Genomic DNA, 23,071 nt, shown 5'->3' on the forward strand with positions numbered 1-23,071 from the left:
ATGCATCCCCTTCATAAAAAGGGGATGATGATGGCGGATGGATCAACCGGCGGGCTGCTCGACCGGGCACGGACGGTAGCAGGGCCGGGCTTTGATCGCTGGCTGGTGCCGCCCTGCGCGCTCGCCATCCATCTGTGCATCGGCATGGCCTATGGCTTCAGCGTGTTCTGGCTGCCGCTGTCGCGCGCGATCGGGATCACCGATCCGGTGGTCTGCGAAAGCATGACGCTGGCCCAGGCGCTGACGACCACGACCTGCGACTGGCGGGTCAGCGACCTCGTCTGGACCTACACCCTCTTCTTCGTCGTCCTCGGCGCCGCCGCGGCGATCTGGGGCGGCTGGCTCGAACGCGCCGGTCCGCGCAAGGCCGGCGTCGTCGCCGCGTTCTGCTGGTGCGGCGGGATGGGGATCGGCGCGATCGGCGTGTCGATGCACCAATTGTGGCTTATCTGGCTCGGTTCGGGCGTGATCGGCGGCATCGGTCTGGGTCTCGGCTATATCTCGCCCGTCTCGACGCTGATCAAATGGTTTCCCGACCGGCGCGGCATGGCGACGGGCATGGCGATCATGGGCTTTGGCGGCGGCGCGATGATCGGCAGCCCGCTCGCCAACTCCTTGATGAAGCACTTCTCCGGCCCGACCGGCGTCGGCGTCTGGCAAACGTTCCTCGTCCTCGCAGTCATCTATTTCGTGTTCATGATGGCCGGCGCGCTCGGCTACCGCGTGCCTGCCGAGGGCTGGAAGCCCGCCGGCTGGACCCCGCCGACCGATGCCAAGGCAACGATCAGCCGGTTCAACGTCGATCTGAAGGATGCGCACAAGACGCCGCAATTCTGGCTCATCTGGATCGTCCTGCTGCTCAACGTCTCCGCGTCGATCGGCATCATCGGCGTCGCCTCGCCAATGCTTCAGGAGATCTTTGGCGGTCGCCTGATCGATGCGCCGGGCGTGCTCTTCACCGCATTCAGCGACAGTCAGAAGGTCGCCGCGGCGGCGGTCGGTGCCGGGTTCGTCGGCGCGATCAGCCTGTTCAACATCGGCGGCCGCTTCTTCTGGGCGTGGTTCTCCGACCGGCTGGGGCGCAAGCCGCTCTACGCGGTAATCCTGGCGATCAGCGCTGTCCTCTATGGTATCGCCGCCCCCGCACTCGCTGGCAGCAGCCTCGGTCTCTTCATCCTCGTCTTCTGCATCCTCGCCTCGACCTATGGCGGCGGCTTCGCGACCGTGCCCGCCTATCTGGCGGACATATTCGGGACCAAGTTCGTCGGCGCGATCCACGGCCGGCTGCTGACCGCCTGGTCGACCGCGGGCGTTGTCGGGCCGCTGCTCGTCGCCAACATGCGCGACGGCCGGATTGCCGCGGGGATCCCACGCGATCAGGTCTATCAGCCGATCTTCCTGATGCTCGCGGCGATGCTCGTGGTCGGCTTCGTCGCCAACCTGTTCGTCAAGCCGGTGGCAAGCCGCTTCCACATGCCGGTTACCGAGGGCGTGGCTTCGACGACTGCCATCGACGCCACGACGGCCACCACCACCGCACAGCATGGCGGTGGATCGCGGTCGACCGTCATCCTCGCCTGGCTGGCGGTCGGCGTGCCGATCCTCTGGGGGATCTACATGACGCTGTCGAAGGCGGTCATCCTGATCAAGTGACCGAACGCGACACCGCGGTCGCATCGCTGGACAGGCGATCGCGACCCGGTGGTCGGCGTGGAAAAGGATTTGCGCTGGCACCGACGGTGTCGGCGTGGAGCGGGTGAAGGGAATCGAACCCTCGTCACTTGCTTGGGAAGCAAAAGCTCTACCATTGAGCTACACCCGCATATCGACCGCGCGTCCGTGCGGCGGATAAGCGCCGGCGGTCGCGATGCGATGGCGAGCGTCTATCGGCTCGGCGTTGGCGACGCAAGATGCTTCTCGACGCGGAATGGCGCGCTGTGTCGAGGGACGCGGGGCACGACGTAATGAAACTGTCACCCCCGTGTCACCACGCTGCCATTGGTCTGCAATAGGCACCCCGGCAAGCCAGCCCATAGCTGGACCAATCGGGGAACCATCATGATCATCGGCCTGTCACACCGCGCACGCGGCCCTGCTGTCTTGCGCGCGCTTCTTATCGGCAGCGCGATGATCCCGCTCGCGATCGGGATCGCCCGCGCCGAACCGGTCGATGGCCCCGCCGCAGCCGCAGCCCCCGCCCCGCGTGGCAATGCCAGCATCACGGGCACGATCTCGCAGGCCGGCAGCGGCGACTATCTCGACGGCGCATCGGTCTCGATCCCCGCGCTGGGTCTCGCGACCGCGGCGGATCGCGCGGGCCGGTTCACGCTGGCCGGGATCCCCGCCGGGACGCATGACGTCGTGGTCCGCTATGTCGGCTTTCCCGATGCCCGGCGCAGCGTCACGGTCACCGACGCGGCGGTCGTGCTCGATGTCGCGATGACGATCGAGACCAGTGCCGACGGCGACGAGATCGTCGTTTCGGGATCGCGCCCGATCGCCGAGTCCGAAGCGGCGGCGCTGCAGATCCAGCGGACCAGCCCCTCGCTGGTCTCAGTGATCGCGTCGGATTCGATCGGGCGCCTGCCCGACCAGAATGTGGCGCAGGCGGTCAGCCGCCTGCCTGGCGTCGGCGTCCAGCGCGACCAGGGCCAGGCTCGCTACATCACGCTGCGGGGCAGCCCGATCAACTGGACGACATTGTCGTTCGACGGGATCAACGTGGTCAGCCCGGAGGGTCGTGACGCCCGGTTCGACTCGATCCCCTCGGCGATCGCGTCGCAGATCATCGTGCGGAAAGCGGTGACCCCCGACATGACCGGCGAGACGATCGCGGGCAACGTCGACATCATCACCCGCTCGGCGTTCGACTATCCGGGACTGAAGGTTCAGGCCAAGGGCGGCCTCGGCCATGTCGAGCTCGGCAAGAAGACCGAATATGAAGGCTCGCTCGTCGTGTCCGACCGGTTCGACACGGGGATCGGCGAATTCGGCATCGTCTCGTCCGCCAGCCTCTATCGCCGCGGCATGGTCACCGACAATTTCGAGACCGATTTCGAAGCGGTCGACCGCGACCTGCGCCCCGGGTACGAGACGCGCAACTGGGCGCGCGAGACCGAGAACAAGCTCTACCGGCTGACGCGCAAGAACTATTCGCTGTCGAGCCGGCTCGACTGGCGCCCCGCCCCCGGCCACAAGCTGTTCGCCGAGACGATCTACTCCGCGTTCGAGGATGACGAGCAGCGTAACAATTACATCTTCGATCTCGACGACCAGCAGTCGCGCACCCCGAACGGCACCGCCGCCTGCACGGTCAATGCACGACCCGCCTCGGGCACCACGGGCTATGCGGATGTCTGCACGGGCAACACCCCCCTGCTCGGCACGGTGTACGGGATCGATCTCAATTCGAACTTCACGGTGCGCAAGTACAAGCAGTCGGTGTTCACCAACACGCTGGGCGGCGATCACGAACTCGGCGACTGGAAGGTCGCGTGGCGCGGCAACTACACCCGCTCGATCGACGACCGGTCGCAGCCTGCGCAGCTCAACTATGACAGCCCCTCGTTCGGCACCAATGGCGCGAATGCCGCCAACCGCCTGACCGTCGGCTATGACCTGACCGATCCGCAGCTCGCCAAGGTGCAGCTGTACCGGACGATCCGCAACGCCGATGGCAGCTTCTCACGCGGCGACCGGGTCACGGCGATCGAGGATTTTCCGCGCACCCTGTCGCGCCTGCGCTCGCTCAAGGCGCAGGACGTTACCGAGGCCTATACCGCCAAGCTCGACATCAGCCGCGAGGCGTCGGTGTTCGGCGCCTCGACGATCCTCGCCGCCGGCGTGCGCTATGACGACCGCACCAAGACGTCGAACGAATATCTGCTCGACCTGTCGACGCCCGCGCAATTCGCCGCTGCGGGTATCGCGACGAACTATTCGGCGATCGCCAAGCCCGGCGGGTTCCAGGGCGAGATCCCGCTCGGCTACACCTTCCAGTATTTCGACCGCGACAAGGTTCTCGGACTGGTCGATCAGGCCAAGGCGGTCGGCAGCTATGTGCGCAGCGACGCCAATTTCTACGACGTCGGCGAGAAGGTCTATTCGGCCTATGCGATGGCGACCGCGACGACCGGCTGGGGCAGCATCATCGGCGGCGCCCGCGTCGAGCATATCCGCAACGACGCACGCGCCTTCTCGATCGGCACGGTCGGGACCGGCGCCGCGGCGACGACGGTCACCACCCCGATCGACGTGAAGTCGAGCCAGACGCTGGTCTATCCCAGCCTCCACCTCAACTGGGACGTCGACGACCGGATGAAGGCACGGCTGTCGTTCAACACCGGCGCCGCGCGTCCCGATTACGATCAGCTGCGCCCCAATCTCAGCTATAACGATGCGAACGCCACCATCTCCGGCGGCAATCCCGACGCGAAGCCCGAAAAGGCGAAGGGCGTCGATCTCTACGTCGAATATTACACGATGCCGCGCGGCTTCCTGTCGATCGGCGCCTATTACAAGGACGTCACCGACGTCCTGTTCGATTCGACGCAGACGTTCGGGCGGACGACGCTGAACACCGGCGGCGTCGATCGCTCGGGCTATCTCTATTCGACGATCGTCAACGGCGGCAGCGGTTATATCATGGGCATCGAGGGTGCGATCCAGCAGCAGCTCGAGCCCTTCACTGCCGATCTCGGACTGCCCGAATGGATGGGTGGCTTCGGCGTCCAGCTCAACGCGACGATCAACAAGAGCCGCGCCGAGACGCCTGGGACCGCGGCCCTGCCCTCGCGCAAGGTGCCGCTGCCCGGCGCGTCGGACGCGATCTACAATCTGATCGCCTATTACGAGAAATACGGTTTTTCCGCGCGGGTGTCCTATCAGAACCGCTCGGCATGGCTCGATGCGATCGGCGGCACCGACACGATCGGCGGCGTCGTCCGCGGGATCGATGGCGGAGACTTCTACTGGGCGAAGGACAATGAGCTCGACGCCAGCGTCCGCTATGCGATCAACAACAATGTCGAGATCTATGGCGATTTTGCCAACCTCCTGAACGGCCCGGGCCGCCGCTATGCCGGTTCGTCCGCCTATACGATCGAGCATGAGACGTTCGGGCGGCGCTATACCGGCGGCGTGCGGGTGACCTTCTGATGCGCGCGTTGCCGCTCGTCGCGCTGATCCTCGCCGGGTGCGCGACCACAAGCATGCCCCAGACGGCCACCGCGCCGCTGGTCGCGGCGACCGCCGAAACCGATCCGGTCGATACCGCGGCGGATGCAGCGGACGACCCCGCGATCTGGCGCAACCCCGCCGACCCGGCGAAGAGCCTGGTCATCGGGACCGACAAGAAGGCAGGGATCCACGTCTACAGTCTGGCAGGCAAGCGGCTGAGCTTCACGCCCGCCGACCGGCTGAACAATGTCGACCTTCGCACCGTCGGCACGCGCGTGATCGCGGCGGCGAGCGACCGCGCCGATGTCGACGTCGCACATGTGTCGCTGTTCGCGCTCGACACCGCGGCGGCGAGGCTCGTGCCGCTCGGCCGGTTCCCGGTCGGCCCGGGCGAGGCTTACGGCATGTGCCTGTGGACTCGCGCGCGCGATCACGCGCTGTTCGGCTTCGTCGTGCTGAAGGACGGGCGGATCGATCAGGTCGCGATCGACGTCTCGGGCGGCATTCCCAAGGTCACGACCGTCCGATCGATGAAGCTGGCGAGCCAGGCCGAGGGCTGCGTCGTCGACGACCGGACCGGGCTGCTCTACGTCGCGGAGGAAGATGTCGGGCTCTGGCGGTTCGACGCGGATCCGGCGGCACCGGGGACCGCGACGCCGATCGCGCAGGTCGACGGCAGGACGCTCGTCGCCGATGCGGAAGGCCTCGCGCTCGCGCCCTCGGGCCGCCGCGGCGGCTATCTGGTCGTCTCGAGCCAGGGCGACAACGCCTATACGCTCTACCGCCTGCCCGGCATCACCTATGCGGGGCGGTTCCGGATCGGCGGCGGGGCGATCGACGGGACCAGCGATACCGACGGCATCGACCTGATGCTCGGCGATTTCGGCCCGGCCTATCCGGGCGGTCTGTTCGTCGCGCAGGACGGCGACAATGCCCCCGACACGCAGAACTTCAAGTTCGTCAGCTGGACGGCCGTGCGCCGCGCCGTGCGCCGCTAGCCCGCGACTTCCGCAGGGAACGTCTGGGGCCATCCCGCGCTATAGGATCTGGCATCGATCGGCGTATCGAGAGGCCGCAGATCCGAGGACGATGATGACCCAGACCCGTACCGCGACGCTGCACCGGATGGTGCTGCCCGATCACACCTGCCCGTTCGGCGTCCGCGCCAAGCAGTTGCTTCAGGCCGAAGGCTATGACGTCGACGACCAGATTCTGCGCGACCGGGATGCGGTCGAGGCGTTCAAGACCGAGCACGGCATCGCGACGACCCCGCTGATCGTCATCGATGGCGAAACGATCGGTGGCTGCGACGACCTCGAACGCTATCTGGCGGAGCGCTGAGTGATGGCCCATGCTGATCACCACCCGGTTGCGTTGCCCGTTCCGGCGCATGCGCCACCGCCAGCACTGTCGCGGACCGCGGCCGCGCTGATCGTCGTGTCGGTCCTCGGCGTCAGCGCCGCGATCGGTCGCCGCAATGCGCCCGACCCCTCCCACCCGCGGACCCGCCGCTGGTACAAGCGGCTCGACAAGCCCAGCTACACCCCGCCCGATGCCGTATTCGGCGCGGTGTGGCCGGTGCTCGAGACCGGGCTCGCCGTCGGCGGATATCGTCTGCTCCGCCAGCCCTCAGGGCCACGTCGCACGAGTGCGGTCGGGTTGTGGCTGCTTAACACCGCGATGGTCGGCGGCTGGACCGAGATCTTCTTTCGCAAGCGGGCGCTGCGATCCGGCGCGGTCGTCGCAGGCACGATGGTCGCAACCGCCGGCGCGTATGTTGCGGCGGCGGCGAAGGTCGATCGTCCCGCGGCGCTGCTGGGCGTGCCGTTCGTGGGCTGGCTCGGCTTTGCGACGTTGCCCGCCACGCGCATCAGCGCACGCAATCCCGAGTCCGACGCGGCGGACGCCCGGTGACCGATCTGGTCGTCTGGCATGACGGCGACTGCCCGCTATGCCGGCGCGAGATCGCGCTCATGCGGCGGCTCGACCGGCGCGGCGCGATCACCTTCGTTGATGCCACCGATCCCGATGCAAGTTGCCCGATCGACCGCCGGGACCTGCTCGCGCGGTTTCATGCGCGTGAGGACGGGACGATGCTGTCGGGCGCGGCGGCGTTCGCCGCGATGTGGCGCGCAATCCCGATGCTGCGGCCACTCGGCCTGCTCGCGCGTAACGGCATGGCGCTCAGCCTGCTCGAGCGTGCCTATCTCGGCTTCCTCGTTGTGCGACCCCGCCTGCAGGCCGCACTGCGCGGCCGACAGGCGGGCGAACCGCGGCGTTAAAGCCCGGCGTTGCGCCGGACGGCGGCGCCCACCGCCGACCAGTCGACATCCTCACCCTCCTGCGCGATCGCGGCGCGCAGATGATCGCGCACCACGCCGAGCAGCGGCATCGGCGTGCGCAGTCGTCCCGCCGCGGTGTCGACGAGGTTCATGTCCTTCAGCCCCAGCGGCGCGGCAAAACCTGCGGGCGTGAACCGCTGTTCGACCAGCATCTCGCCATACGTCTTGTAGACCGGCGCATTGAACAGCGTGCCCGTCAGCACCTCAAGCAGCAGCGCCGGTTCGACCCCGCCCTTTTCCGCCAGCGTCATCGCCTCGGCCATCGCCTCGACCGCCGCCATGATCATGAAATTGCCGCTGAGCTTCACCAGATTGGCGGCGGACGGCGTATCGCCGACGCGGAACACCCGCTGGCTGATGGCATCCAGTGCGGGCCCGCACCGGGCGATCAGATCGTCGCGTCCCGCCGCAACGACGAACAGCATTGCCGCCGCCGCCGCGGGCGGACGACCGAAGACCGGGGCCGCGACATAGCCACCGGCCTCGTTCTGGTCCGCCGTCAGCCGCTCCGCCAGCGCGACGCTGATAGTGCTGTGCGATACATGGACCGCCGGCGCACCGAGGATCCCGTCATTGCCGTAGACCACCGCCTCCAGCGCGGCATCGTCCGCCAGCATCGTCATCACCACGTCGCCCTGCGCCGCTTCGGCGGGCGTCGCGGCCCGAGTCGCACCACGTTCGACCAGCGCATCGGCCTTGTCCGGCGAGCGGTTCCACACCGTCACCTCATGACCCGCCTCGACCAGATTGGCGGCCATGGCATGCCCCATCTGGCCCAGACCGATAAACCCGATTCTCATGATCATAATCCCTTGTCCGACCGCAGCAGGATCACCCGCCGGTCCTGCCCCGCCCAACGCGCGGGCGGCGCGGATGTTCGACGCGCGCACGCCGGTCGATCGGTCCCGGAACGTCCGGGATACTGGACGTTTTTCCACTTGTGCCTATATACCGACTGGTATGAATAGCTTGTGCACGCTCACCGCCCCCAAGGGCCGCCCCCGCGAGTTCGATCTCGAGGAGGCGCTTGCGGCCGCGCTGCGTGTTTTCTGGCGAAACGGCTATGAGGCGGCGTCGATGGCCGAACTCACGGCCGAGATGAAGATCACCAAACCGAGCCTTTATGCCGCGTTCGGCAACAAGGAAGCGCTGTTTCACAAGGCGCTCGACCTCTACGAGCGCGAAAAGCTCGCTTATATGACCTCCGCGCTTGATGCGCCGACCGCCAAGGCGGTGGCCGAGCGGCTGCTGCGCGGGGCGCTCCAGATGCAGACGAGCACCTGCGATCCCAAGGGGTGCCTGAGCATCATCAGCAGCGTCGCCTGCGGCGTCGAGGCCGAACCGATCAAGGCCGAGGTTGCCAAACGCCGCGAGTCGTCGCAGGCAGCGCTGATCCGCCGGTTCGACGAAGCCAAGGCTGCGGGCGAGTTCCCCGACGGTCTCGAGTCGCCCGCTCTCGCGCGCTATCTGTTCGCGGTCATGCAAGGGCTGGCGATCCAGGGCGGATCGGGCGCCACCTGTGGCGAGCTCAATCAGCTTGTCGACACCTGCATGATGGTCTGGCCGACGCGCTAGGCGCCGGGGCACGCACGCCTCGATCGCGCGCTCCCCTCCCCCCGGCACGGTTGCTGCCGGTCAGGATTACCCTCTGTTACGTCCGTCTGACGCGATCTGCATCAGCACAGGTCCTTCGGCCGCAGTATCAGCCGGCGCTGGCCTGTCGATCGCCGCCCTCGACGCCGCCCTGACGACAGCCGAGCGCAGTGCCTCGACGCCATAGGGCTTCGGCAGCAGGATCGCCTCGGGATCCCACGGCACGAGCGCGACCTCGCTGTCGCCGGTTGCGAACACGACCCCGATGCCCGGCCGACGCATGCGGACCGCTTCGGCAAGCTCAGGGCCCGACAACCCCGGCAGGTTGACGTCGCTGACCAGCACATCGACCGGGCGGGCCTGCAGCGTCGTGAGCGCCGCTTCGGCGCTGACCGCCTCGATCACCGCCATGCCCAGATCGCGCAGCATCTCGGCCGCACCCGCACGGATCGCCGCGTCATCCTCGACGAGCAGGACGCGGATCGGGACGTTTCCGTCCGACCGCGGCGCATCCTCATGACCCTCGGCCGCGCGCCGCCGCGCGCGCTGGCCGGCAAGAACCTGTTCGAACTTCCGCGCGAGCGCCTCGCGCGTATAAGGCTTGGACAACAGGTCGACGCCCACGTCGAGCCGGCCGCCATGCACGATCGAATTCTCCGTATAGCCCGACGTGAACAGCACCGCGAGATCGGGGATCCGCTCGCGCGCACGACGGGCGAGTTCGGGGCTCTTCAGCGTCCCCGGCATCACCACGTCGGTGAACAGCATGTCGATTGGCACGCCGCTTTCGATGACGTTCAGCGCACTGCCCGCGTCGACCGCTTTCAGCACGCCATAGCCAAGGTCGCCGAGCATCTCGACGACGGTCGCACGGACCTCGTCATCGTCCTCGACCACCAGCACGGTCTCGGTCCCGCCGATGATCGGCCCACCGCTGGTCGCGACCTCGACGTCTTCGGGGCCCATCGCGCGCGGCAAATAGAGCTTGATCGTCGTGCCTTCGCCGACCTCGCTGTAGATCTTCACATGGCCGCCCGATTGCTTGACGAAGCCATAGACCATCGACAGCCCGAGCCCGGATCCCTTGCCCTCGCTCTTGGTCGAGAAGAACGGCTCGAACACCTTGTCGATGATGTCGGGCGCCATGCCGCTGCCCGTATCGGTGACCGCCAGCATGACATATTGCCCCGCCGCGACCTCCATATGGCCGCGCGCATAGGCGTCATCGAGGCTGGCATTGCCGAGCTCGATCGTGAGCTTGCCGCGCCCCTCCATCGCGTCGCGCGCGTTGATCGCGAGGTTGAGCAACGCGTTCTCGATCTGCGTCGGGTCGATGAACGTGTTCCACAGCCCGCCGCCGACGACCGTCTCGACCTCGATCGCCTCGCCGATCGCACGCCGCAGCATGTCGTCCATCCCGCGCACGAACCGCGTGACGTTGACCACCTTGGGTTCGAGCGCCTGGCGTCGGCCGAAGGCGAGTAGCTGCGCGGCGAGCTTGGCGCCGCGTTCGATCCCCGCCATCGCGTTGCTGACCCGCCGCTCGGCACGCGCATTCCCGGCAATGTCCTTGCCGAGCAACTGCAGATTGCCCGAGACGACCTGGAGCAAATTGTTGAAATCGTGCGCGACACCGCCGGTCAGCTTGCCGATCGTCTCCATCTTCTGCGCCTGGGCGAGCCCCGCTTCAGCGAGCCGGCGCTCCTCGATTTCGCGGATGACGCGCGCCTCGAGCGTCTCGTTGAGAACGCGCAGCTGGCGTTCGGCGCGTTCGCGGTGGCTGATCTGTCGTTCAAGCTGCAGCGTGCGATTGACGCGCTCCTCGACGTCGAAGACCAGCACGTAGAAGCCGTTGATCGTACCATCGGGCTCGACCCGCGGGATATAGCGCAGCTCGGACGCGCGGTCGCCGCCGTCGCGGTGCGGCAGCCGCGCATCGGCGGTCACCGTCTCGCCGGCCAGAGCCCGGTCCATCATCGGCAGGCGTACGGCAAAGGCGGGCTGACCGATGACGTCGCGGACATGCCGTCCGACGACCTGGGCGGGTGTCAGCCCGACCCAGTCCTCGTAAAAGCTGTTGGCGAAACGATAGACATAGTCACGATCGATATAGGAAATCAGCACGGGCAGCGCGTCGGTGACGATCCGCAGCTCCGATTCGCTCCGCGCCAGCTGCCGTTCCGCCGCCACCCGCTCGCTATTGTCGATCACCGTGCCCAGCACGCCGCCGACGCTGCCGTCGAAATCATGCACCGGGGTGTAGAAGAGGTCGAGCGTCACCGCGTGCGCTGCGCCGTCATGGTGGAGCGTCATCGGCTGGTCGCGAAAGAGCATGACCTCGCCGCGCATCACCTCGCCCAGCACGTGGCGGTTGAAGTCCGCCTGCTCGGGCCAGACATCGACGGCGCGCGCACCGATCGCGGCCGGGTGCTTGCCGCCCACGATCCTGGCATAGCCGTCATTATACAGCATGAGGCCGTCGGCGCCCCACATCAGCACCTTGGCGACGGGCGAGTTGACCACCGTATTGACGGTCGAGCGAAGCTGCGGGGACCAGGTGTCGATCGCGCCGAGCGGCGTCGCGCTCCAGTCATGCGCTCGTATCGCTGCGCCACATGCCCCGCCGGCGATCGGCCAGGCCACCGGGGTGGCGGCGACAGATCGCCCCAGCCGGTCGCGCAGCAGCGTCAGGGTCTCAGCGGCAACCGCATCGGCGCTGGCGCCGGTGCCGGCACTTACCTGGGCATCGATGAAGCGGTCGAGTTCGGACGCGAGCACCGGGTTGCGGGTCTGTCGGGTAACCATGCCACCGGGGTAGCTTTCCGACCGCGCCTGTCAATCGCGCTTGGCATCGGCACCGGACTTGGCAGACGGAGCGAGCCGCGCGCACGACCGACGTGCACGCGGCGAGAAGCCCCTCAGTCGAGGGGCTTGGTCACCGGCCGCCACATCACGAAGGCGAGCGCCACCAGCGGCAACACCGCCATACAGCCCACGATCATCAGCATCAGATTGCTTGCAGTCATCCAGCCTCTCCTTCGTATTTTTACGAAGGCTGACGGGTATTGCCGTGCTTTGCAAGCGACTTGGCCCAATGGCCCGTCCACCAACCTGGAGTACGCCCGCGGCGTCAGATACCTTCGGGTGTCACCACGCGCCCGGTCGCCTCGAGCGCGCTGACCAGATCGGCGATGCAGCGATCGACCAGCGCGGCATCCGCACTGCGCACGACGAAGTTCGCGCCCGTCCGGCCGTCGCGGAAAAACGGGTAGCTGCCGACCGCGACGCCGTCATGCGCCTTCTCGGCATCGCGCAGCAGGTCGGCGACTTCGCTCTCCGCCACCCAGCAGCCGATCGTCTTCGACACGACCGGGCGTCCGCCCTCGAGCGTGCCGGTGAGCGCGTCGAGCATGCCGGCGGTGATGTGCGGCACGCCCGCCATGATGAAGATGTTGCCGATCCGGATCCCCGGCGCGCCCGACACCTTGTTGTCGATCAGGTCCGCCCCGACCGGCACGCGCGCCATCCGCGCACGCGCTTCGGTCAGCCCGCCGCGGGTCGCATAATAGGCCTCCAGCACCGCCATCGCCCGCGGATGATGCTCGACCGCGACACCCAGCGCCTCAGCGATCGAGTCGACTGTGATGTCGTCATGCGTCGGGCCGATCCCGCCCGTGGTGAACAGATAGTCGTTGCGCGCGCGCAGGATGTTCACCGCCTCGACGATCGCCTCGGTCCGGTCGGCGACGACACGCACTTCGGCGAGCCGGATGCCCTGCACGTTGAGCCAGGCCGCGATCTGCGCGACGTTCTTGTCCTGCGTGCGGCCCGACAGGATCTCGTCGCCGATGATCGTCAGTGCGGCCGTCCAGATGCGTTCCTGTGTCATGGCCCTTCGCATAGCCTCGCAAAAGTTGCGCCGCCACGCTATATCGCTCGCCATGACCGAATATGTAACCGTCACGTCCGACGCGCCGGACGCGCGCACCGGCGCCATCAAGCTCCACGGCCCCGCCGCCTTCGAAGGCATGATGAAGGCCGGGCGGCTCGCTGCCGAAACGCTCGACATGATCGTGCCGCACATGGTGCCGGGCGTGACCACTGCCGAGATCGACCGGCTGATCTACGACTTCGTCACCGCCGCGGGCGCGGTGCCCGCGACGCTCGGCTATCGCGGCTATACCCACAGCGTCTGCATCTCGATCAACCATGTCGTTTGCCACGGTATCCCGAGCGAGAAGACGCTGAAGTCGGGCGATATCGTCAATGTCGACGTCACGCCGTTGCTCGACGGCTGGCATGGGGACACGAGCCGGATGTACCTGATCGGCGACGTGCCGATCAAGGCACGGCGTCTCGTCGAGGTTACCTATGAATGCCTGATGCTCGGCATCGAGCAGGCCAAGCCCGGCAACCGCATGGGCGACGTCGCGCATGCGATCCAGCGTCATGCCGAGAAGCACCGCTACGGCGTGGTCCGCGATTTCTGCGGGCACGGCGTCGGCCGGCTGTTCCATGACGCCCCCGAAGTCGTCCATGTCGGCAAGCCCGGCACCGGCCCCGAACTGCGCCCCGGCATGATCTTCACGATCGAACCGATGATCAACATCGGCCGCCCCGACGTGAAGCTGCTCGACGATGGCTGGACCGCGGTGACGCGCGACCGTTCGCTGTCGGCGCAGTTCGAACACTCGATCGGCATCACCGAGACCGGCTGCGACATCTTCACGCTCAGCCCCAAAGGTTACACGCAGCCGCCCTACGGGTGATACGCACGGGAGGGGGGCGCAATCGCCCCCCTCCCATCATCCTGACGAAAGTCAGGATCCAGAGCCGCAAGGCGCGTACCTCGTTACTCTAGATCCTGACGTCCGTCAGGATGACGACGCAAAGTGGGATGACGACTACAGGTCGCGGCAGAGGATCGCAGCCTTCCGCAACTCTACCTCCGCGCTTTCACCGGCGGCCGCATCACCCTTCGCTTCGAGACCCCTAGTCTGCACCGTCAGCTCGGCCGGCCCCTCGATCGGCACAGGATACCCTTGGGCGACTGGCTGCAGGCCTTCGTCGCCTTGTCATAGGCCGCCTGGGTCTGCTCGCCCGACGGCCGGACCATGAACGACACCATCGACGACCCGCCAAACAGATGCGATCCAAGACCCATCGTATTGACGCGCCATTCGGTGGCCCGCGCGGGCTTCGATCCGGCCTGCTTAATGTTGAGTTTGGGAGCAAGCCGCTCGCAGAAACTCGCCGGTGCCTGCGCGGGCAGTTGCATCGCCGTGCTCCCCAGCGCCGCAATCGCCAGTATCGACGCGATCTTCATTAACACCCCCCGAATGACGACCGCCCTGCCATATACCGGGCGGTATCGACGGGAAGTCTGACGCCGTTTCATGACATGGCAATTGCACGTCGCCAGTCCCTCGCGCTTCGAGCAGGATCGACGCTGGCAAGTCGCCCCCCACCCCGCTAAAGCCCGCCCATGACCGAGATCACACCGCAGATCGTCGCCGACCACGGCCTGTCCCCCGAAGAATATGAGCGCGTGCTCCACGCGATCGGCCGCGAGCCCAATCTCGTCGAGCTCGGCATCTTCTCGGTGATGTGGTCCGAGCATTGCAGCTACAAGTCGAGCAAGATCCATCTGATGAAGCTGCCCACCAAGGGCGAGCGCGTCATCTGCGGCCCGGGCGAGAATGCCGGCGTCGTCGATATCGGTGACAACCAGGCGGCGATCTTCAAGATGGAGAGCCACAACCACCCGTCCTACATCGAACCCTATCAGGGCGCGGCGACCGGCGTCGGCGGCATCCTGCGCGACGTCTTCACGATGGGCGCGCGGCCGATCGCCAACATGAACGCGCTGCGCTTCGGCCGGCCCGATCACCCAAAGATGCGCCACCTGATCTCGGGCGTCGTTCACGGCATCGGCGGCTATGGCAATTGCGTCGGCGTGCCGACGGTCGGCGGCGAGGTGAACTTTCACGCGGCGTATGACGGCAACATCCTGGTCAACGCGATGACCGTCGGGATCGCCGATCAGGACAAGATCTTCTATTCGGCCGCCAGCGGCATCGGCAATCCGATCGTCTATGTCGGCTCCAAGACCGGTCGCGACGGCATCCACGGCGCGACGATGGCGAGCGCGGACTTCGGTGAGGACTCGGACGCCAAGCGCCCGACCGTCCAGGTCGGCGATCCCTTCACCGAAAAGCTGCTGATCGAGGCCTGCCTCGAACTCATGGCGACCGACGTCATCGTCGCGATCCAGGACATGGGCGCCGCCGGCCTCACCTCCTCGTCGGTCGAGATGGCATCTAAGGGCGGGGTCGGTATCGAACTCGTCATGGACGACGTGCCGCAGCGCGAAACCGGCATGACGCCGTACGAGATGATGCTGAGCGAAAGCCAGGAGCGGATGCTCATGGTGCTGAAGCCCGGCCGCGAGGCCGAGGCCGAGGCGATCTTCAAGAAATGGGAGCTCGATTTCGCGGTGATCGGCCGCGTCACCGACACCGGCCGCATGGTTCTGACGTTCAAGGGCGAGACGGTCTGCGACATTCCGCTCGGGCCGCTTGCCGACGAGGCACCGCTCTACGATCGCCCGCACGTGCCGACGCCCAAGCCTGCGCCGCTCGAAAACGTGCCGCACAGCAACGACATCGCCGCCGACCTGGTGACGCTGATGGGCTCGCCAGACATCGCCTCGCGCCGCTGGATCTGGGAGCAGTATGACCACATGGTCGGCGCCGACACGGTGCAGCGCCCCGGTGGCGACGCCGCGGTCGTCCGCGTCCACGGCACGCAGAAGGCGCTGGCGATGACCACCGACTGCACGCCGCGCTATTGCTTCGCCGATCCCGTCGAGGGCGGCAAGCAGGCGGTCGCCGAAGCATGGCGCAACCTCACCGCGGTCGGCGCGCTGCCGTTGGCAGTCACCAACTGCCTCAACTTCGCCAACCCGCAGCGGCCCGAGATCATGGGCCAGATCGTCGGTTGCCTCGAGGGGATGAGCGACGCGTGCATCGCGCTCGACTTCCCGATCGTGTCGGGCAACGTCTCGCTCTACAATGAATCCAAGGCGACCGGCGGCGGCTCGGCTATCCTGCCGACGCCCGCGATCGGCGCAATCGGCCTGCTCGCCGACTGGCAGAAGAATGCGACGATCGCCTTCAAGGGCTCGGGCGACATCATCCTCGCGGTCGGCACGCGGCACGGCCATCTCGGCCAGTCACTGTGGCTGCGCGAATGCCATGGCCGCGAGGAAGGCCCCCCGCCCGCGGTCGATCTGGCGGCGGAGCGTCGCGTCGGCGACCTCATCCGCAACGCGATCGCCGAGGGACAGCTGTCGGCGGTCCATGACGTCTCGGACGGCGGCATCGCCGTGACCCTGGCCGAAATGGCGCTCGCGGGCGGCATCGGCGCTATGATCGACCGCAAGCAGCCCTTCGACTGCGCCCGCGCGTTCTTCGCGGAGGACCAGGGCGTCTATATCGTCACCGTCGAGGACCACGCGCTGCTCGACTTCCTCGGCGCCGCACATGCCGCCGATGTCGAGGCCGAACCGCTCGGCCGTACCGGCGGCAAGCGCCTGATCTTCGAACGCCCCGACCGCGACGACGTGATCGCGCTCGACACGCTGCGCGCCGCGCATGAAGGCTTCTTCCCGAATTTGATGGGGGCCGATGCCGCGCTGGCCTGAACGCCAACGCGGCATTAGTTGCGAATCAGACGCAAAAGCGCTTGCGACTGGTTCGCATTATCGCTAATTGGAAGCTCTCACGAGGGAGCTTCCATGGTCGTCTGCGTCTGCAATGCCATTCGAGAATCCGACGTCCGCAGCTGTGCGCGGGGCGGGTGCACGACGCCCTGCCAGGCGTTCCGTTCGCTGGGCCGTCAGCCGAAATGCGGTCAGTGCACGTCGGTCGCCCGGGCGATCATCAACGAGGAACGCGCCGCAGCCTGACCTGGCGCGGCACCACATGCCGCGATCCCGTCGCCCTTGCCGCCACGAACGTAAAACCGCTACATGCCGCTCAGAGGTGACGGAGTTATGGCAATGCGCGGCGATCCCACGGTAATCGATTTTCTGAACGAGGCGCTCAAGAACGAGTTGACCGCGGTCAACCAATATTGGCTCCATTATCGGATGCTCGAGCATTGGGGCGTCTACAAGCTCGCCCAGTATGAGCGCATGGAGTCGATCGACGAGATGAAGCATGCCGACTGGTTGTCGGAGCGCATCCTGTTTCTCGATGGCCTGCCCAATTTCCAGCTGCTCGGTCGGCTGCGCATCGGCGAGACCGTCGAGGAGGTTCTGAAGTCCGACCTCGCGCTCGAGGTCGAGGCGACGATCCAGCTGAAGAGCGCGATCGCCTATTGCGAAGAGGTGAAGGACTATATCAGCCGCGACCTGTTCGCGCGTATCCTTGCCAGCGAGGAAGAGCATGTCGACACGATCGAACGCCAGTTCGAGATGATCGCGCGGATGGGCATCCACAACTACATCCAGCTCAACTCGATCTCCGAGCATGATTCGCCCAAGGCCGGCGCAGCACCCTATCTGAAGGGCTGAGCCCGTCTGCCGGTCGTCGTCCGCGGCGACCGGCAGCGGTTGCTGCTCATGCGCTTATTCGGCGCCGAACCCCGATGGGACGGCACGCCGTCCGAACCCGCCCGCCGCGGGACGGCGAGGGACCAACGGATTGGCCTCGCGTTCGAGAAGCGTCAGCGTTTCGCCAAACAGCGGCCGCAACCGCGCGACATGCTCGAGCGCGGCATCCGGGGTATCGTGAAGCTCGACACAGTCGCGTGCGATCGTCTCGATCGTTTCCGCGAGATCGGCCAGCGGCTCGGCGCCGAACTGGCGCGCCTCACCCTTAAGGGTGTGGGCTGGAATGATCAGCGCCGCGGCGCTGCCGGCGCGCATCGCCGCTTCGATCGTCGCGACCGACTTCACGCCGTCTTCGCGGAAATAGCCGAGGATGCGGATGAACCCGCCGCCAAGCTCGCTGCGGGCCTGTTGAAACGCCGGCCAGTCGACCAGGGTGTTTCCTTCGAATGACACTGACGCCTACTCCCGTTTGGCCGGCCCGCCATGAACGTCGACGGTCAGCCTATCGCTATTCCGTAAAGACATTGTTGCTGTCGGACCCGCGTGTCACGACAAATATTGGCGCGACTGGATCGGAAATGATCGCCATGTCCGCGCCCGCCGCTGCGGCGACCGCCGCAAGCTCGGCAGGCGCACGCGGATCATCGGCGCGGACCTCGATCCGAACAGCGGCCGGCATCCCGTCCGAGCCTGATCCCTCGCCCGCCTGACGCAGCGTTCTGGCCAGCCGCATCGCGGGCCAGGGGCACCGCATGCCCCGCGCGTCGATCCGGACCACCCCGGACGCCACCGTCTAGTAGCCGCCGCCGCCGCCGCGATTATCGTCGTACGGGTTCTTCGGCGCGCGGAACATCAGCCGGACCGGCACTGCGCCGAAGCCCAGATCCTTGCGCATCGAATTGACCAGATAGCGCTCGTAGCTCGCCGGCAGCTGGTCGACGCGCGTGCCGAAGATCACGAAGCTCGGCGGACGCGTCTTGACCTGCGTGACATAGCGCATCTTGATCCGCTTGCCGCCCGGAGCCGGGGGCGGCGTCGCCTCGATCGCGCGTTCGAACCAGCGGTTGAGCTCGCCGGTGCCGACACGCTTCGACCAGGCGTCGCGCGTGTCGAAACACGCCTGGAGCAGCTGGTCGATGCCCTTGCCGGTCGCGCCCGACACGGTCATCACGGTGACGCCCTTGACCTGGCTGAGCCCGTCCTCGAGCGCGCGCTTGACGCCGTTGAACAGCGACGACGCGCTCTCGGCGATATCCCATTTGTTCAGCGCGATGACGAGCGCACGGCCCTCCTGCAACACCTTGTCGGCGATCCGCAGATCCTGCGCCTCGAGCCCCAGCGTGGCGTCGAGCAGCAGCACGACGACCTCGGCGAAGTCGACCGCGTGGAGCGCGTCCTCGACCGACATCTTCTCGAGCTTGTCCTGGACCTTCGCACGCTTGCGCATCCCCGCCGTATCGATCAGCCGGACCTTGCGCGATTCGCCGCCGGTCGGATGCCAGTCGTAATCGACGCTGATCGAGTCGCGCGTGATGCCAGCCTCGGGACCGGTGATCATCCGGTCCTCGCCGAGGATGCGGTTGACCAGCGTCGACTTGCCCGCGTTCGGCCGTCCGACGATCGCGAGCTTCAGCGGCCCCTCATATTCGTTGTCGGGCTGTTCCTCCGGAACCTCGTCCTTGCCTTCGAGCAGCGGGAGCAATGCCTCGAACAGGTCGCCCATGCCCTCGCCATGCTCGGCGGACAGTTCGACCGGATCGCCGAAGCCGAGCGCCAGCGACTCAAGCACGCCATCATTGCCCGCGCGGCCCTCGGCCTTGTTGGCGACGAGCACGACCGGCACGTCGGCGGTGCGAAGCCAGCGGGCGATCTCCTCGTCGAGCGGCACGATGCCGGCGCGCGCGTCGAACAGGAACAATGCGACATCGGCCTGGCCGACGGCAGCCTCGGTCTGCTGACGCATCCGCCCGGGCAGCGTCTGCGCGTCGTGATCCTCATATCCGGCGGTATCGATGATGCGGAAATCGAGCCCGATCAGCGACGCATCGCCCTCGCGGCGATCGCGCGTGACGCCGGGCCGGTCGTCGACCAGCGCAAGCTTCTTGCCGACGAGGCGGTTGAACAGGGTCGACTTGCCGACATTGGGGCGGCCGACGATTGCGACCACAGGGAGTTTGGACATGCCGTGCCCTTAGCGCGGGAACGCTCCGTCGTCACCTGTTACCCCTCTCCCACCGGGAGAGGGGTGATGGCTCACCGATAGGCGGTGATCTTGCCCTTCTGGTCGAGCGTGTAGAGCGTCGAGTTTGCGACGATCGGCGGCAGCGTGAACGGCGTCTTGGTCTCGATCGTGCTGCCGACCGCGCCATCGCCCGGATTGACCGAAACGATCTCACCGCGCGAATTGGTCAGGATCAGGCGTCCGCCCGCCAGGATCGGGCCATACCAGGTCACCGGCCCCTTCTTCTTCTTCTCGTTATCGAACCGCTGCAGCTGAGCGATCCAGCGTGCCTTGCCGTTCGACCGCGACAGGCAGACCAGCCGCGCATCGTCGGTGACCACGAACAGCCATTCGCCCGCGATCCAGGGGGTCGAGATGCCCGCAAAATTCTGTTCCCACAGACGCTGGCCGGTCGAGAGCTCGAGCGCGACCATGCGCCCGCCCTGCCCGACCGCATAGACACGGCCGCCATCGATGACCGGGGCCGCGTCGATATCCGACAGGCTCGACACCGATGTGGTGATCGACGTGCGCGACAAGGCGTCCTGCCACAGGATACGGCCATTCTCGTAGCGATAGGCGCTGAGCTCGCCGCTCGAGAACCCCGAGACGACCGTGCCCTGGCTGACCGCGGGTGCCGCGACGCCGAACACGCCCTGTGTCTCCAGCGTGCCCGACTGGACCCACTGGACCTTGCCGTCGCCCTGGTTGAGCGAGAAGATCTGGTTGTCCTGCGTCAGGACATAGACCGCGCCGTTCGACACGGTCGGCGAGCCACGCAGCGGGCCGCCGGGCTTCGCCCGCCACAGGATCGCGCCATCCGACGCGTTCATCGCGACCACGTCGCCGACGCCGTCGGTCGCATAGACCTTGCCGTCGTCATAGCTCACGCCGCCGCCGAACCGCGCAGACTGGTTGATCTTGCCCTCGGTGATCGGCGTGGTCCACAACGCCCCGCCGGTGTCGGACTTGAACGCATGCGCGACGCCGTGGACGTCCATCACGAACAGCTTGTTCTCACCGACGACAGGCGGCGCGGCCATGCGTTCGCGGTTGGAGCCACCGTCGATCGAGGCCTGCCATGCCTTGGTGGGCTGCGCGGCGAGCGCAAGCTGGCCCATCGACTTGGCGGGATTGCCGCCCGGCTGTGCCCAGGCGTCGTTGACCGAGGGGGCCGGCAGGAGGACCTGGACATCGGCGATCGTCGCGTCGGTCTCGACCCCGTTTTCGGAGGTCAGGATCGATACCCGGTTTCCGACCGTCGGGGTCTTCTTGACGCCACCCTTGAAAATGCCGCAGCCGCTCAAGGCCATGAGCGCAGCCACCGCGACCGTCACCCGATAAGACTTCGTCATTGCGCGTTGGTATCCTCGTTTGATGCAGCAGCAGCGGCGGTCCCGGCCGTCCCGGTGCTGGCAACGGCGTCGACGCCCAGTACACCGGCCATCTGAACAGCGCGTTGACGAATCGTCTCGGGCACGCCGGGATCAGCCGCGATCTGGCCGAAAAGCGTCCCCGCCTGCTTGGTCTGGTTCATCCGGACATAGGCGACGGCGACCATCTCGCCCGCGCTGCCGAGCCAGGGGTTGCCCGTCACCGCAAGCGGACGCAGCCGCTCGACCACGACCTGCGGCTTGAGCGTGTCATATTCCGCCGACGTCTGCCGGACCAGCGCCAGGTCGCGGAACGGCTTGGCGACCGACGTGTCAGCGGCGATCGCCGCCAGCTTGGCCGCGGCACCCTTCATATCCTCTTTCTGGAGAAGGATATCCGCTTCCGTAAACCGCGCGAGCGCGCTGTACCCGGCGCGGTCGGACGCGGCGAGCTTGGTCAGCGTCGTGTTCGCCTCGGCGACCTTGTCCGCGGCCAGCGCGTCATAAGCGGCCTGGAGCTGCTCGCCCTCGACACCCGCCTGGGTTTCGGTGCTGTGCTGATAATAGAGGAATCCGGCCAGCGCGACGAGTGCTGCGACCACCCCGAGCGCGACCCATTTGCCCCAGGTCGTCCAGAAACCCGCGAGCTGATCGCGGCGTAGTTCTTCGTCGACCTCGCGGAGGAACGCTTCATCGGTTTTCGGCGGCAGGGCCAAGGGTGACTCCGGAGACAAAGGGAGGAAAGGATATCGGGGGATGGTGGAATGGCGCGGACCTTAGCCGCCACGCGTCCGAAACAAAAGCCGGATCAATCCACCGTGCCGGCGCGCGGCGCATAGCTCTGATCGGGTCCCGGAAAAGCACGACTGCGAACCTCATCGGCATAGGTCTCCGCCGCGCCCGAGATCTTGCCGGCGAGATCCTCGAACCGCTTCACGAACTTGGCGGTACGGTCGAACAGGCCGAGCATGTCCTCGGCAACAAGCACTTGGCCGTCACACTTGACCGAAGCGCCGATGCCGATCGTCGGACAGGCGACCGCGCGCGTGATCTCGATCGCGATCGGCTCGACCACGCCCTCGATCACCAGCGCGAATGCGCCCGCCTCGGCAACGGCCTTGGCATCCGCGACGATCTTCGCCGCCTCTTCGGGCGTACGGCCGCGCGCGCCATAGCCGCCCAGCACGTTGACCGCCTGCGGGGTGAGGCCGACATGTCCCATCACCGGGATGCCGCGCTCGACCAGGAACCGTACGGTCGGCGCCATCGCGGTGCCGCCCTCGAGCTTCACCGCCGCCGCACCGGTCTGCTTCAGCAACCATGCGGCGCTTTCGAACGCCTTTTCGGGCGATGCCTCATAGCTGCCGAACGGCATGTCGATGACCACCACCGCATGATAGCTGCCGCGCACCACCGCCGCGCCGTGCGCCGCCATCATCTCGAGCGTGACGGGCACGGTCGAGGGCAGGCCGTAGATCACCTGCCCCAGGCTGTCGCCGACCAGCAGCATGTCGCAGTGTGGATCCAGCAGCTGCGCGTTGCGCACCGTATAGGCGGTGAGCATGACGAGCGGCACCTGCCCCTTTTGCCGGCGGATCGCGGGGATCGTCAGCCGCTTCAGCGGCGCGGGTGTCGGGTTGGCGCGACTCGTCGCGGTGTCGAGCGTGTAGGTCGTGGACATGGACGCGCGTTCTAGCGAAGCCGATGCCGCTCGCCCAGCCCGTCCGGTCGCACGCGCCCGACACCG

The 23,071-nt window shown here is 66.9% G+C and carries 21 protein-coding genes and 1 tRNA gene; 11 read left to right on the forward strand and 11 right to left on the reverse strand.

The annotated features are described in order from the left end of the window. Window positions 1-30: 30 nt before the first annotated feature. Complete coding sequence (locus FHY04_RS10715) at window positions 31-1,653, forward strand: OFA family MFS transporter (RefSeq protein ID WP_198527021.1); 1,623 nt, start codon at window positions 31-33, stop codon at window positions 1,651-1,653. Between the two features lie 95 nt (window positions 1,654-1,748). Here FHY04_RS10715 and FHY04_RS10720 read toward each other — a convergent pair. Next, window positions 1,749-1,822 (reverse strand) — tRNA-Gly (locus FHY04_RS10720). Window positions 1,823-2,100: 278 nt separating this feature from the next. On the opposite strand from FHY04_RS10720, the gene FHY04_RS10725 reads away from it, so the two are divergent. The 5 genes from FHY04_RS10725 (at window position 2,101) to FHY04_RS10745 (ending at window position 7,460) form a co-directional block, all read left to right on the forward strand. Continuing rightward, window positions 2,101-5,157: a TonB-dependent receptor gene (locus tag FHY04_RS10725; RefSeq protein WP_183936381.1), complete on the forward strand. Its 3,057-nt coding sequence runs from the start codon at window positions 2,101-2,103 to the stop codon at window positions 5,155-5,157. After that, window positions 5,157-6,176, forward strand: a complete 1,020-nt coding sequence (locus FHY04_RS10730) for a phytase (RefSeq protein ID WP_183936382.1) — start codon at window positions 5,157-5,159, stop codon at window positions 6,174-6,176. Before FHY04_RS10725 ends, FHY04_RS10730 begins: the two co-directional genes overlap by 1 nt. 94 nt (window positions 6,177-6,270) lie before the next feature. Next, the gene (locus tag FHY04_RS10735) at window positions 6,271-6,519 is read left to right on the forward strand and encodes a glutaredoxin domain-containing protein (RefSeq protein WP_031441754.1); all 249 of its coding nucleotides are present in this window, start codon (window positions 6,271-6,273) and stop codon (window positions 6,517-6,519) included. Window positions 6,520-6,522: 3 nt separating this feature from the next. Continuing rightward, window positions 6,523-7,092, forward strand: coding sequence for a TspO/MBR family protein (locus tag FHY04_RS10740; protein ID WP_183936453.1), 570 nt, complete (start codon window positions 6,523-6,525; stop codon window positions 7,090-7,092). Beyond that, complete coding sequence (locus tag FHY04_RS10745; RefSeq protein WP_183936383.1) at window positions 7,089-7,460, forward strand: thiol-disulfide oxidoreductase DCC family protein; 372 nt, start codon at window positions 7,089-7,091, stop codon at window positions 7,458-7,460. Before FHY04_RS10740 ends, FHY04_RS10745 begins: the two co-directional genes overlap by 4 nt. Here the strand turns inward: FHY04_RS10745 and FHY04_RS10750 are convergent. After that, window positions 7,457-8,458, reverse strand: coding sequence for an NAD(P)-dependent oxidoreductase (locus tag FHY04_RS10750; RefSeq protein WP_409349159.1), 1,002 nt, complete (start codon window positions 8,456-8,458; stop codon window positions 7,457-7,459). The genes FHY04_RS10745 and FHY04_RS10750 overlap by 4 nt on opposite strands. A gap of 22 nt (window positions 8,459-8,480) precedes the next feature. Here FHY04_RS10750 and FHY04_RS10755 point away from each other — a divergent pair, with 22 nt between their 5' ends. Beyond that, window positions 8,481-9,095 carry a TetR/AcrR family transcriptional regulator gene (locus tag FHY04_RS10755; RefSeq protein ID WP_031441750.1) on the forward strand — a complete coding sequence of 205 codons (615 nt, stop codon included), beginning with the start codon at window positions 8,481-8,483 and terminating at the stop codon, window positions 9,093-9,095. 66 nt (window positions 9,096-9,161) lie between these two features. Here FHY04_RS10755 and FHY04_RS10760 read toward each other — a convergent pair whose 3' ends face one another. Next, the gene (locus tag FHY04_RS10760) at window positions 9,162-11,918 is read right to left on the reverse strand and encodes a response regulator (RefSeq protein ID WP_183936385.1); all 2,757 of its coding nucleotides are present in this window, start codon (window positions 11,916-11,918) and stop codon (window positions 9,162-9,164) included. Between the two features lie 325 nt (window positions 11,919-12,243). Beyond that, window positions 12,244-13,002 carry a molybdopterin-binding protein gene (locus FHY04_RS10765; RefSeq protein ID WP_183936386.1) on the reverse strand — a complete coding sequence of 253 codons (759 nt, stop codon included), beginning with the start codon at window positions 13,000-13,002 and terminating at the stop codon, window positions 12,244-12,246. Between the two features lie 52 nt (window positions 13,003-13,054). Between FHY04_RS10765 and map the strand changes: the two genes are divergently transcribed. Continuing rightward, on the forward strand, window positions 13,055-13,882 hold the full coding sequence (map, locus tag FHY04_RS10770) for a type I methionyl aminopeptidase (RefSeq protein WP_031395631.1): 828 nt from the start codon (window positions 13,055-13,057) through the stop codon (window positions 13,880-13,882). A 236-nt stretch (window positions 13,883-14,118) separates the two neighbouring features. Here map and FHY04_RS10775 read toward each other — a convergent pair whose 3' ends face one another. Further along, a complete protein-coding gene (locus tag FHY04_RS10775; protein WP_183936387.1) occupies window positions 14,119-14,439 on the reverse strand; it encodes a hypothetical protein in 321 nt (106 codons plus the stop codon). Between the two features lie 159 nt (window positions 14,440-14,598). Here FHY04_RS10775 and purL point away from each other — a divergent pair, with 159 nt between their 5' ends. The 3 genes from purL to bfr all read left to right on the forward strand — a co-directional run bounded on the left by purL (window position 14,599) and on the right by bfr (window position 17,691). After that, window positions 14,599-16,818 carry a phosphoribosylformylglycinamidine synthase subunit PurL gene (gene purL, locus FHY04_RS10780; RefSeq protein WP_166746066.1) on the forward strand — a complete coding sequence of 740 codons (2,220 nt, stop codon included), beginning with the start codon at window positions 14,599-14,601 and terminating at the stop codon, window positions 16,816-16,818. 93 nt (window positions 16,819-16,911) lie between these two features. Next, window positions 16,912-17,082 (forward strand): bacterioferritin-associated ferredoxin, encoded by a 171-nt coding sequence (locus FHY04_RS22560; protein WP_037527780.1) that lies wholly within the window; start codon window positions 16,912-16,914, stop codon window positions 17,080-17,082. Window positions 17,083-17,175: 93 nt separating this feature from the next. Beyond that, window positions 17,176-17,691 carry a bacterioferritin gene (gene bfr, locus FHY04_RS10785; protein WP_042467738.1) on the forward strand — a complete coding sequence of 172 codons (516 nt, stop codon included), beginning with the start codon at window positions 17,176-17,178 and terminating at the stop codon, window positions 17,689-17,691. Between the two features lie 54 nt (window positions 17,692-17,745). Here bfr and FHY04_RS10790 read toward each other — a convergent pair whose 3' ends face one another. The 6 genes from FHY04_RS10790 to panB all read right to left on the reverse strand — a co-directional run bounded on the left by FHY04_RS10790 (window position 17,746) and on the right by panB (window position 23,005). Next, the gene (locus FHY04_RS10790; RefSeq protein WP_031395627.1) at window positions 17,746-18,183 is read right to left on the reverse strand and encodes an Hpt domain-containing protein; all 438 of its coding nucleotides are present in this window, start codon (window positions 18,181-18,183) and stop codon (window positions 17,746-17,748) included. Window positions 18,184-18,238: 55 nt separating this feature from the next. Next, window positions 18,239-18,520 carry a sulfurtransferase TusA family protein gene (locus FHY04_RS10795; protein ID WP_183936388.1) on the reverse strand — a complete coding sequence of 94 codons (282 nt, stop codon included), beginning with the start codon at window positions 18,518-18,520 and terminating at the stop codon, window positions 18,239-18,241. 3 nt (window positions 18,521-18,523) lie between these two features. Then, on the reverse strand, window positions 18,524-19,912 hold the full coding sequence (der, locus tag FHY04_RS10800; protein ID WP_031395626.1) for a ribosome biogenesis GTPase Der: 1,389 nt from the start codon (window positions 19,910-19,912) through the stop codon (window positions 18,524-18,526). Between the two features lie 71 nt (window positions 19,913-19,983). Beyond that, window positions 19,984-21,306: a PQQ-binding-like beta-propeller repeat protein gene (locus FHY04_RS10805; protein ID WP_056406153.1), complete on the reverse strand. Its 1,323-nt coding sequence runs from the start codon at window positions 21,304-21,306 to the stop codon at window positions 19,984-19,986. Beyond that, window positions 21,303-22,040, reverse strand: a complete 738-nt coding sequence (locus tag FHY04_RS10810; protein WP_183936389.1) for a tetratricopeptide repeat protein — start codon at window positions 22,038-22,040, stop codon at window positions 21,303-21,305. Before FHY04_RS10810 ends, FHY04_RS10805 begins: the two co-directional genes overlap by 4 nt. Before the next feature lie 92 nt (window positions 22,041-22,132). Further along, a complete protein-coding gene (gene panB, locus FHY04_RS10815) occupies window positions 22,133-23,005 on the reverse strand; it encodes a 3-methyl-2-oxobutanoate hydroxymethyltransferase (RefSeq protein WP_183936390.1) in 873 nt (290 codons plus the stop codon). Between the last annotated feature and the right edge of the window lie 66 nt (window positions 23,006-23,071).

Source organism: Sphingomonas sp. BK481 (assembly GCF_014194875.1).
Classification (GTDB): domain Bacteria; phylum Pseudomonadota; class Alphaproteobacteria; order Sphingomonadales; family Sphingomonadaceae; genus Sphingomonas; species Sphingomonas aerolata.

Coding starts and splice junctions, on each gene's coding strand:
- panB (WP_183936390.1), bottom strand. CDS start 23,005: ATGTCCACGACCTACACGCTCGACACCGCGACGAGTCGCGCCAACCCG.
- FHY04_RS22560 (WP_037527780.1), top strand. CDS start 16,912: ATGGTCGTCTGCGTCTGCAATGCCATTCGAGAATCCGACGTCCGCAGC.
- FHY04_RS10755 (WP_031441750.1), top strand. CDS start 8,481: ATGAATAGCTTGTGCACGCTCACCGCCCCCAAGGGCCGCCCCCGCGAG.
- FHY04_RS10740 (WP_183936453.1), top strand. CDS start 6,523: ATGGCCCATGCTGATCACCACCCGGTTGCGTTGCCCGTTCCGGCGCAT.
- FHY04_RS10735 (WP_031441754.1), top strand. CDS start 6,271: ATGACCCAGACCCGTACCGCGACGCTGCACCGGATGGTGCTGCCCGAT.
- der (WP_031395626.1), bottom strand. CDS start 19,912: ATGTCCAAACTCCCTGTGGTCGCAATCGTCGGCCGCCCCAATGTCGGC.
- FHY04_RS10765 (WP_183936386.1), bottom strand. CDS start 13,002: ATGACACAGGAACGCATCTGGACGGCCGCACTGACGATCATCGGCGAC.
- FHY04_RS10715 (WP_198527021.1), top strand. CDS start 31: ATGGCGGATGGATCAACCGGCGGGCTGCTCGACCGGGCACGGACGGTA.
- FHY04_RS10775 (WP_183936387.1), bottom strand. CDS start 14,439: ATGAAGATCGCGTCGATACTGGCGATTGCGGCGCTGGGGAGCACGGCG.
- purL (WP_166746066.1), top strand. CDS start 14,599: ATGACCGAGATCACACCGCAGATCGTCGCCGACCACGGCCTGTCCCCC.
- bfr (WP_042467738.1), top strand. CDS start 17,176: ATGCGCGGCGATCCCACGGTAATCGATTTTCTGAACGAGGCGCTCAAG.
- FHY04_RS10730 (WP_183936382.1), top strand. CDS start 5,157: ATGCGCGCGTTGCCGCTCGTCGCGCTGATCCTCGCCGGGTGCGCGACC.
- FHY04_RS10760 (WP_183936385.1), bottom strand. CDS start 11,918: ATGGTTACCCGACAGACCCGCAACCCGGTGCTCGCGTCCGAACTCGAC.
- map (WP_031395631.1), top strand. CDS start 13,055: ATGACCGAATATGTAACCGTCACGTCCGACGCGCCGGACGCGCGCACC.
- FHY04_RS10805 (WP_056406153.1), bottom strand. CDS start 21,306: ATGACGAAGTCTTATCGGGTGACGGTCGCGGTGGCTGCGCTCATGGCC.